This window comes from Candidatus Paceibacterota bacterium (assembly GCA_028697015.1).
In the GTDB taxonomy this organism is placed as follows: domain Bacteria; phylum Patescibacteriota; class Minisyncoccia; order Minisyncoccales; family GWA2-38-27; genus JAQVFW01.
In genome coordinates, this window is sequence record JAQVFW010000007.1 from 21,500 (window position 1) to 30,896 (window position 9,397).

General features: G+C 38.8%; 7 protein-coding genes and 1 tRNA gene. 2 read left to right on the forward strand and 6 right to left on the reverse strand.

Features of this window, described 5'->3' with window-relative positions:
* Nucleotide 1 precedes the first annotated feature (1 nt).
* The 4 genes from PHH50_02680 to PHH50_02695 are packed head-to-tail and all read right to left on the reverse strand — an operon-like array spanning nucleotide 2 to nucleotide 5,779.
* Complete coding sequence (locus PHH50_02680) at nucleotides 2–1,048, reverse strand: ATP-binding protein (protein MDD3729198.1); 1,047 nt, start codon at nucleotides 1,046–1,048, stop codon at nucleotides 2–4.
* Nucleotides 1,045–3,057: an N-6 DNA methylase gene (locus tag PHH50_02685; GenBank protein ID MDD3729199.1), complete on the reverse strand. Its 2,013-nt coding sequence runs from the start codon at nucleotides 3,055–3,057 to the stop codon at nucleotides 1,045–1,047. The genes PHH50_02680 and PHH50_02685 overlap by 4 nt, the downstream gene beginning before the upstream one ends.
* Nucleotides 3,058–3,069: 12 nt before the next feature.
* On the reverse strand, nucleotides 3,070–5,562 hold the full coding sequence (locus PHH50_02690) for a DEAD/DEAH box helicase family protein (protein MDD3729200.1): 2,493 nt from the start codon (nucleotides 5,560–5,562) through the stop codon (nucleotides 3,070–3,072).
* A gap of 4 nt (nucleotides 5,563–5,566) precedes the next feature.
* Nucleotides 5,567–5,779, reverse strand: a complete 213-nt coding sequence (locus PHH50_02695) for a helix-turn-helix transcriptional regulator (GenBank protein ID MDD3729201.1) — start codon at nucleotides 5,777–5,779, stop codon at nucleotides 5,567–5,569.
* Nucleotides 5,780–5,835: 56 nt separating this feature from the next.
* On the opposite strand from PHH50_02695, the gene PHH50_02700 reads away from it, so the two are divergent.
* Nucleotides 5,836–6,495 (forward strand): hypothetical protein, encoded by a 660-nt coding sequence (locus tag PHH50_02700; protein MDD3729202.1) that lies wholly within the window; start codon nucleotides 5,836–5,838, stop codon nucleotides 6,493–6,495.
* Nucleotides 6,492–7,991, forward strand: a complete 1,500-nt coding sequence (locus tag PHH50_02705; protein ID MDD3729203.1) for a recombinase family protein — start codon at nucleotides 6,492–6,494, stop codon at nucleotides 7,989–7,991. The genes PHH50_02700 and PHH50_02705 overlap by 4 nt, the downstream gene beginning before the upstream one ends.
* Here the strand turns inward: PHH50_02705 and PHH50_02710 are convergent.
* Together PHH50_02710 and PHH50_02715 are read right to left on the reverse strand one after the other, a co-directional pair.
* Nucleotides 7,962–8,036 (reverse strand) — tRNA-Asn (locus PHH50_02710). The genes PHH50_02705 and PHH50_02710 overlap by 30 nt on opposite strands.
* Nucleotides 8,037–8,099: 63 nt before the next feature.
* Nucleotides 8,100–9,314: a sigma-70 family RNA polymerase sigma factor gene (locus PHH50_02715; GenBank protein ID MDD3729204.1), complete on the reverse strand. Its 1,215-nt coding sequence runs from the start codon at nucleotides 9,312–9,314 to the stop codon at nucleotides 8,100–8,102.
* Between the last annotated feature and the right edge of the window lie 83 nt (nucleotides 9,315–9,397).

Genomic DNA, 9,397 nt, shown 5'->3' on the forward strand with positions numbered 1-9,397 from the left:
ATTATTTCTTGTTGTAATTCTTGTCTAAAACCTTATAACATTCGTTTGAATAAAAGTATGGGTCACTAAGCTTTGGTTTCTTATAGTTTGCTGGCCACTGGTCAGCATATTTTTTATCTACTTTCAAAATATTTTTTTTAATATCATTAAACCTTTTACCTTGTCTAAAATTGGAATATCTCGTTTTACAACTTTTTAACAAATCTGAATGATCTAATGTGTACTTGCTCTTAAAGGCAGATTCTTGTTCAATTCTAAAGGCTGGGGCATTTGGATCATCGGTTATTTGAATACCTGAACCATCTTTACTTTTGCCAGCGATTATCGAGACAGGTTTTACATCTCCAATCAATCGCAATACGGGTTTGCCTTTTTCTTGGAAATTGCCCTGATTGATAAATTTGAGTTTTGGTATCAGCTTTTTATCAATAACGAGCGTCCCACTTTTTCCACTTATTTCGCCAGCGATTGTATCCATAATCGCTACATTAGTTGGACCAATTTTTGATATTTTTTCAAAATGCTCCATCCAACTTTTTCTTTCTTCTTCTCTAACTGCATCAAACATCATTTTCATTGCTGGATATTTTATTTTTTCACTTCTTGCGTTGTAACGATAATAAATTTCCGCTTCTTTTAATTCCCCGTCATTTTTAATACAGACAAGCGGCTTTGTTTTTGCTTGTTGGGTGTATAAAATACCGATTGTTTTACCCTTTACTGTTGTTATAAATTTTTCAAAAATTATTTCTGGTGCAAAAATGCCGTTTAAATAAGAAGTAATTTTTGCTTCATCTACATCTTCAAAATTATTACTCTGTAGTCCGACAAGATTACGCGGTTTGTCTTTAATGCCAAAAACAATATATCCGCCTTTATTATTGGCAAAAGCAACCATACTTTTTGCGTATTTATCTTTTGAGTTCCAATTGAAGGACTCTTTAAACTCAAGCCAGCCACTTTCGCGTGATATTATCCTATCCGCAATTGTTTCGTGGAACAGAAATATCTTTTTATATTCATCGCTGTTTTTAAAATCGGCACTCATAATTCACCATTAAACGCTTTTGCTAAAACAGAAGGCATTATATTTAATAAAGCATTTTTTGATTTTTCTAAATCTTCCGCCAATTTCTCAATTTCTTCAAACAATTCAACATAGTAGTTCTGTTTTGGTAATGACGGGAGAGGAATTTCAAGAGAAATAAATTTATTGGAGCGTAATTCCGTTTTAATTCCATTTGGCAAACTTATTCTTAATATTTCTCTAAAAACTTCGCTTCTGAAGAAGATCCATAAATATTTTATGTTTGCAACATTTTTATCAACTTTATACGAAGAGTAGTGGATTGTCGCAGTGGCTTTCTTCAAATTATCTTCTCCATATATTGCAATAGCACCTTTCCCCGCATTTATTCCGGAGATTACTAAATCTCCCGGTTCAATAAGTATCATTCCTGTTCTCGTATTATTGTTATCTCTAATTTCGATCAAACCACTAGCAAATGATATTTTATTTATGATATTGTACTCGCCTCTAGACAAAGACTTCATATCTGGCGTTTCGTTTCTAGGAGCTAAAAATTTGCCAATTTTTTTAATAGAAAATTCTTCTTTTTTTTCACCATTAAAAGTTTTTTTGATTGACTCTAATTTCTTAACAAGTTCCTTTTCTTTATTTTCAATTATTTCTATCAATTCTTCCGGCGGAAGATGCTCAAATTCCGCTTTTTTATTCGGATTCTTAACATCAAGGTTGTAGTTGTTTTTAACAATATCCTCAACCGACACAATCCATGATTGCTCGGTAAGTTCTTTTGTCTGCCAAATCTTTTTGGCTTCTTCAAAATATTCACTCTTGATCGGCTTGGATTTTGAAAAATTTTTCAGACCCTCAGGAAGTGGCATTTCCCAATAAAATATTTCTTTCGTTGGTCCGGTTTTATCAAAGAAAAGAATATTTGTCGGGATTCCGGTATATGGAGCAAAAGAGCCGTTCGGCAAGCGAACAATGTGATGCAAATTAAATTGCTGGAGTAACTCTTTTTTGGTATTTACATAGCTTTGATCATCAGTTTTGAAAAGTACTCCCTCGGGGAAAATAATCGCGCATTTTCCGCCTTCTTTGAGTGAGCGTAGGCAATGTTGCAAAAACAAAATTTCCGTTTGTGCTGAAGGATACGGAAAATTTGATTCAATTCCGCGCACTGTTCCGGAAAATGGCGGATTGGTGAGAATTACATCGTATTTTTCGGCAATATTGAAAAGATTGATAGACAAAGTATTCATTTTGCGGATATTTGGGGTAGCAATGCCGTTAAGCATCATATTCATTGTCCCCAAAATAAACGGCAAGGATTTTAGTTCTTTTCCATAAAAAGTTTCTTTTTGTAAAATTTCTTTGTCTTTGGTGCTTTTTTCTTGCGGACGCATGAAATGATACGCCTCTGTCAAGAAGCCGGACGGCCCGTTGCATGGGTCGTAAATAGTTTGCCCAATTTTTGGCGCAACCATTTCCGTCATAAAGCGAGCAATTACGCGCGGAGTATGAAATTCTGCGAGCGGTTTAATGTCCGATGCTTTCATTCTGGAGAAAAGCCCTTCATAAATACTGGAAACTGCGAAAGAATCTTCATCGCCAAAAAAATCTACTCCTGCCATAACATCCACTACTTCGCGAAGCAAGTAGCCGTCTTCCATTCGGTTTTGGGTGTTGTTAAAAATTTCGGAAATGATTTCTTTTGTGCGATTACCGGAAAGATTTTTCAAATATGGAAAAAGTTTTGTTTGCACAAATTCCAGCAGATCCGGTCCGGTGATATAGGAATCTTTGCCCGTCCAAACGCTCCAACGAAACTCATTATCAATATTACGGATATAGGTTTTGCCTTCAAAAGCCGCTTTTGCCTCGTATTCGTTTTCAATTTCCTCATAAACTTTCAAAAATAAAAGCCATGAAAACTGCTCAATGTATTGCAAAGCGCCGGTTGTTCCCGGGTCTTGGCGCATTTTATTGCATGCGCTCCATAATTTATTTTGTATGTCGTTATTTGCCATAATTATTTTTCGTTAATTTGCATAAATTTTTTCCTGCAAGCGATCAACATTTTGCCGTAATGCTTGCGGATTGCCGAACGCTTTTTGCGAATACATAAAGCCGGGCATTGGATACACATCAAAGATATTTGCTTTTGTGATTTCCATAACGCCGTTTTCTTTGTATTTCAAAAGTAAGCCGTTGATTATTTTTTTCTGCTCATCATTCAAGGCATTCAAAAATTCCTGCTCACGAGTAAGCACAGCCTCAGCTCTTTCTTGGCGGGAGTGAAGATTTTCACCAAAACCAAGATTTGCCAAGAGATCATATTCGTCGGCTTCGGTATTGTTCGTAATTTTCGCCAACATCCTGATATTTATGCCCTGATTTTCCAATTCAGCAACAAGAGCGTCCCTTGTATCTTGCTTGGTCCATTCTGTCTTTAAATCATTTGCACTTTTAACCGCTTTGGCAATTTCTTCTTTGGAGTAAGCAACATATTCCTTAAGCGATAATCTTTTGCCTAAAACATCAACCTCAAACATCATCTCGTCTTCAACAAAAACGGTCAAACCGTGTACCTTGATTGGCGGAACAGGTTTTTTCTGCAAAGTAAGCTCTATTTGAATTTGGTCATCTTTGCTGGTTTGTGTTTCAACTGTGATCTCACGGTGTTTGTAGCCGCTTGCGGAAACATACAATTTTATTTTTCCTTCCGGTACATTCGTGAAAGAAAATTCTCCGCTTGTGTTTGTTCTGGCTTGTGTCTGTTCGTTTGCGGATAGTTGAATTGTCATCAAAGCGTTTTCTACTGGCGCGAGCGTTTCTTCTTCAACAACAATTCCGTTGAGATAATTTGTTCGCGGAGTTTCGGGTTTAATTTCCGGCTTGCCCTCTATCCATTCGTCAATCAATCTTGTAGCGTTGGTGTAATCAATTACCCTATACCAAAATTTGCCCTTTTCTTTTGAAATACGGCTACCTCGCCCCATAATCTGCTTGAAAACTATCGGGGAGCGAATTGGCTTCATAAAAACAATATTTTGCACTGTCGGCGCGTCAAATCCGGTGGAAAGTAAATCAACTGTTGTTGCTACAACCGGAACATTTTGCGCTTGATCTTGAAATGTTTTGAGTAGCGACATTGAATCAGTTTCTTCTGACACAATTCGGACGGCATAATTCGGGAATCCAAGATGCGCAAAATGATTTTGCAAGTGTTTGGCAACTTCGCCGGCATGTTCCATAGTAACGCAGAAAACAATCGTCTTTTGCATTTCACCATAGGTTTTTATAAGTCCAGCAAGGTGTTCGCACATCTTTTCGGTTCTATCTGGCAAAATGATGTTCTTTTCAAATTGCTCCATTTTATAAAAATCATTTGGCTCCGCTTCGTCTGGCACTTCAATCTTCGCACCACTTTTTACGGCATCCTCTATTTTTACACCGTCTTTATCAATATTGAGCTTTACTTTGTGAAGTAAAAAATTAGCGAGAAACCCGTCATCAATTCCTTGAGCCATGCTGTATTCATAGACAGCTTGATATTCTTTCTGTGGATCACCAAAATATTTATAGGTATTTATATTTTCGTCTTGTTTTGGTGTTGCGGTCATTCCAAGTTGAGTGGCAGTTGAAAAATGTTTCAAAATCTCGTTCCATGTGCTAAAACCGCTTCTGTGGCATTCGTCAATAATAATCAAATCGAAAAAATTTTTCGGATACTGTTCAAAAATTCTTTTGCCGTCTTTCTCGCTCCACATCGCTTGATAAATACTGAAGTAAATATCTCTTGCTGTTGGTGCTTGTCCTTCTTCAATGTAGCCCCGCGCGTTCCCAAAAGGCTCAAAAGTGTTGAATGCTTGATCTCTCAAAACATTTCTGTCAGCTAGGAAAAGAACACGGCGAATCTGTTTCGCTTGTTTTAATTTCCACGCAATTTGAAAAGCGATTGTTGTTTTTCCTGTTCCGGTGGCGAGATTTAGCAAAATTCGTTTTTGTCCTTTTGTAATTGCTTCAAGCGCGCGTCGGATAGCAACCTGTTGGTAATAACGAGGATTGGCGTTGAAGGTTTGTTTGTTGTAAGTAGTCGCCAATGGCGCAACCGATTCGCTGTTTAGGGATTTTGCAGTCAAATATCGCTGATATAGTTCATCTTGCGTTGGAAACGCTTCAATCGTCTTTTGGGTGTTCAAGACAAAATCAAATTCCTCAATTTGATGCCCGTTTGTTGAATAAGCAAAAAGAATATCTAATCTTTCGGCATATTCTTTAGCTTGTTGCATTCCGGAAACTGCCGGTTTTCCTTCTTCTTTTGCTTCTACAACTGCCAAAGGTAGGGCATCATTGTAATATAAAATATAGTCAGCTTTTTTGGGTTCTTTTCTTTTTGCCTCATCGCCAACAAGGAATATTTTTCCGTCGGTGAAATAAAATTCACGCGCAATAAAATCCTCAGTCCAGCCGGATTGCTTTATTTTTGGATCGATTATTTTTGCTCTTGTATCTGCTTCGTTGTATGCCATATTTTTATTTGATTAAATCATCAACGCCAACACCAAGCGCTTTAGCGATTTTGGATAGCGTTTCTATGGTTGGGTTGATATTCGCTCCCGATTCAATCTTGATGATCGTGTTGTAGGTAACATCAGCAAGTTTTGAGAGCTTGTCTTGAGAAACACCGATTTTATTCCGGTATTTCTTTATATTCTCTGCGATTGTGGATTTGTTCGTTGACTTCATTGTAATATATTACTATAATTAAAGTAATAGCGATTTATATTGCTTAATTTATTACTATGTTATCAAATTTATTCACATTCGTAAAGGCAAAAGGGAGTTCCTTGCCGTTGCCCGCGCACGGGTGGGTTGGGGCAAGGGCAACATCATCTCTTGCGGCGCATTTTGCAAAGCAAAATACAAATTCCGTCGGCGTCCAAAGCGAGGGCGAGGCGGAAGGGGGGTGTGGGGGGAATTCCGCCTCGCCCGAGCCAAAGCGAAGCCCCGCCGCCCTGCTCATTAAGAGCAGACCGCCAAAGAAAAGTTTTGTTTTCCTTTTAGAAGAAAAAATCGGGCGCGCCCAAATAAAAAATCGTGAACAAAACTTTTCTTTGTCGGAGCGAGCGTCAGCGAGCGGCGGCGGGGCGAAGCGTCAAAATTCTGCGTTCGGATTTTCGCGGAAAAAAGTTCGGATTTCGTTCAGCGTTCGGAGCCAAATTGTATGTTCAGCGTTTATTGCCTCGGCGCTTCGCGCCTCGGCAGGCAGATTGTATAGTATTTGCCAAGATTTTTTGGGTTCAATCGCCACCTTTTGCGAAAGCAAAAAGCGGTTCGCCGTTGCAAAGCAACGGGCAAACGAAAGTTTGCGAGCCAATCCTTTTACTTCCGCCGAAGGCGAAAAACAAAGCGATAATTTTTTTCCCAAAAGCGATATACAAATAATTTTTCAAAACTTATGACAAAATATTTTCTCTACATCAGAAAATCAACAGACGAAGACGACAGGCAAGTTTTGTCGTTAGAAGCACAGGAAACAGAACTCAAAGAATTTGCCTTGCGGGAAAATTTGCTGATCGCCGCCACATTTAGGGAATCACAAACCGCCAAAGAGCCGGGACGACCAATTTTCAACGATATGCTCAAACGAATGGAAAACGGCGAGGCCGAGGGGATTTTAGCGTGGCACTCAGACAGATTGGCAAGAAATTCCATTGACGGCGGACGGATAATTTTTTTGATAGACACCGGAAAAATAAAATCGCTAAAATCCCCGACATTCTGGTTTGAACCGACCCCGCAAGGCAAATTCATGTTGAATATCGCTTTTGGGCAATCAAAATACTTTGTTGATAATCTTTCAGAGAATACCAAAAGAGGGTTGCGTCAAAAATTGCGCCGAGGCGAATTGCCCGGCTATGCCCCGCTTGGCTACTTGAACGATTTGCGAACACACACGCTCGTCAAAGACCCCGAAAGATTTCGCCTCGTTCGCAAACTTTTTGAATTGTACGCAACCGGCAATTATTCTCTGAAAGATTTGCGGAAGTTGATAACTTCCGCCGGCTTGTTGAGCCGAAAGAAAAATATGCTTTCCGTCTCCAATATCCAAAGCATACTTTCCAATTCATTTTATTACGGAGTTTTCAAATACAACGGCGAAATGTACGACGGAAAGCACGAGCCAATGATTCCAAAGAAACTTTTTGAAGCGTGCCAGAAAGTTATGGCGGATCGTTCGCGTCCAAAAAAACCAAGCCAAAAAGATTATCCGTTTAGAAATATGCTCGTTTGCGGAGAGTGCGGTTGTGCCATAACTTCCGAAACGCAAAAAGGACACAACTATTATCGTTGCACCAAAAAGCGAGATAAAAAATGTTCGCAAAAATATATCCGCGAGGAAGTTTTGGCGGAAGAAGTCGCAAACGAGCTTCAAAAAGTTTCTTTGTCTTCCGCTTGGGCGGAGTGGATGCTCACCGAACTAAACAAGGAAGAAGCGGAAGCCGCCCAAAGCGGAGCCGTTTTCGCTCAAAATCTCAAGGACAAAATAAAAGAGCTTGAAGGAAAGCTTGACCTTCTTTTAGACGCGCATTTGGACGGCACAATTTCGCGCGAGGAATATACAGCTAAAAAAGAGAAAATCATCAACGAAAAATCCGAGCTTTCCGAAAAAAGTAAAGATTTTGAGCGAAACGGCAATCATTGGCTCGAACCGGCAAGACAATTCATTTTAGCGGCTCAACAAGCCAAAATTATCGCTTTGCAAGAAAATCCCGTCGCGGGACGGGATTTTCTCAAAAGGATTGGCTCGAACCGCTTTTTGCTTTCGCAAAAGGTGGCGATTGAACCCAAAAAATCTTGGCAAATACTATACAATCTGCCTGCCGAGGCGCGAAGCGCCGAGGCAATAAACGCTGAACATACAATTTGGCTCCGGGGACAGGACTCGAACCTGTAACCCAGCGATTAACAGTCGCTTGCTCTACCATTGAGCTACCCCGGAATGTTTTTAAATATATCTCAAAATTAATATTTTTTCAACCCAACTGCACAAAAAACAAAAAGTTTAATATCCTTCAAGCTTTTTAAGGCCTTTATGTTCTCTTACTCTTTCTAATGCTTTTGCCTCTATTTGTCTTATTCTTTCTCTTGTAACGCCGAATTTCTGTCCTACTTCCTCAAGAGTATGAGTAACACCGTCTCCAAGTCCGAATCTCATTGAAAGAATCTCCTGCTCCCTTTCGCTAAGATCAATCAGAATTTCTTCAAGGCGCTCTTTGAGAAGCACTCTTCCTGCCTGAACAAGAGGAGAGATTATCTTTTCATCTTCTATAAACTCGGCGAGAATGCTGTCATCTCCCTCGTCTCCTATCGGCGTCTCAAGAGAAACGGTTTCCTGGGAAATCTTTCTTATATTATGCACCTTTTCAACTTCTATTCCCATTTCAGCAGCCACTTCTTCGGCAAAAGGATCTCTTCCTAAATCCTGCAAAAGACGCCTTCTTGCCTGGACATATTTTGATATTGTTTCAACCATATGGACGGGAATCCTGATTGTCCTTGATTGATCAGCCAGAGCTCTTGTAATTGCCTGTTTAATCCACCAAGTGGCATAAGTTGAAAACTTATACCCTTTCCTCCAATCAAACTTCTCAACTGCTCTGGCAAGCCCCAGATTTCCCTCTTGAATAAGGTCAAGAAGCGTTAAATTGGGAGTTCTTCCTACATACTTTTTAGCAATTGATACGACAAGGCGCAAATTAGCCGTAGCCAGCTTCTTCTTTGCTTCCATATCCCCTTTTTCTATTTTTCTTGCAAGGTCTTTTTCTTCTTCGGCAGTAAGAAAAGAAGAACGGCCTATTTCTTTTAAATAAAGCTGGATAGGATCTATCTTTAATCCCATGATTTCCTTATAGTCCTTTTTTTTCTCCCCGATATTCAAATATTCCCTTGCTTCCTTAATTGCTATTTCTTCCTGCTCAATCGTCTCAAGAATATTTTCGAAACTTTGCATATCTTTTTCAAAATCAGGAAAAAAGTGCAGAAATTCTGATATTGTTATAAATCCTCTTTCTCTTCCCTTTTCCAATATTTTTTTAACTTTCTCTTCAGTAAAAATATTCTTTTTTGATTTTTTAGGGCTTTTCTTTTTAACCGGTTTTTTTGCCTTTACCGCTGATTTTTTAACCGGTTTTTTTGATTTTAAATTCTTTTTTACGGTTTTCTTTTTAACCGGCTTTTTTGCCTTTAAAGTTTTTTTAAGGGTTTTCTTTTTTTTCATAATTGGTTGAATATTTTTAAGAAATTATTAAAGTCATTTTTAAGTTCTTCTATTTTGTCTTCATTTTTATTTTCCTCCTCTTT

What these genes read in the sequence shown, in the direction of transcription:
- PHH50_02695 (MDD3729201.1), bottom strand. Translation starts at nt 5,779, where the DNA reads ATGAAGTCAACGAACAAATCCACAATCGCAGAGAATATAAAGAAATAC.
- PHH50_02680 (MDD3729198.1), bottom strand. Translation starts at nt 1,048, where the DNA reads ATGAGTGCCGATTTTAAAAACAGCGATGAATATAAAAAGATATTTCTG.
- PHH50_02685 (MDD3729199.1), bottom strand. Translation starts at nt 3,057, where the DNA reads ATGGCAAATAACGACATACAAAATAAATTATGGAGCGCATGCAATAAA.
- PHH50_02715 (MDD3729204.1), bottom strand. Translation starts at nt 9,314, where the DNA reads ATGAAAAAAAAGAAAACCCTTAAAAAAACTTTAAAGGCAAAAAAGCCG.
- PHH50_02700 (MDD3729202.1), top strand. Translation starts at nt 5,836, where the DNA reads ATGTTATCAAATTTATTCACATTCGTAAAGGCAAAAGGGAGTTCCTTG.
- PHH50_02705 (MDD3729203.1), top strand. Translation starts at nt 6,492, where the DNA reads ATGACAAAATATTTTCTCTACATCAGAAAATCAACAGACGAAGACGAC.
- PHH50_02690 (MDD3729200.1), bottom strand. Translation starts at nt 5,562, where the DNA reads ATGGCATACAACGAAGCAGATACAAGAGCAAAAATAATCGATCCAAAA.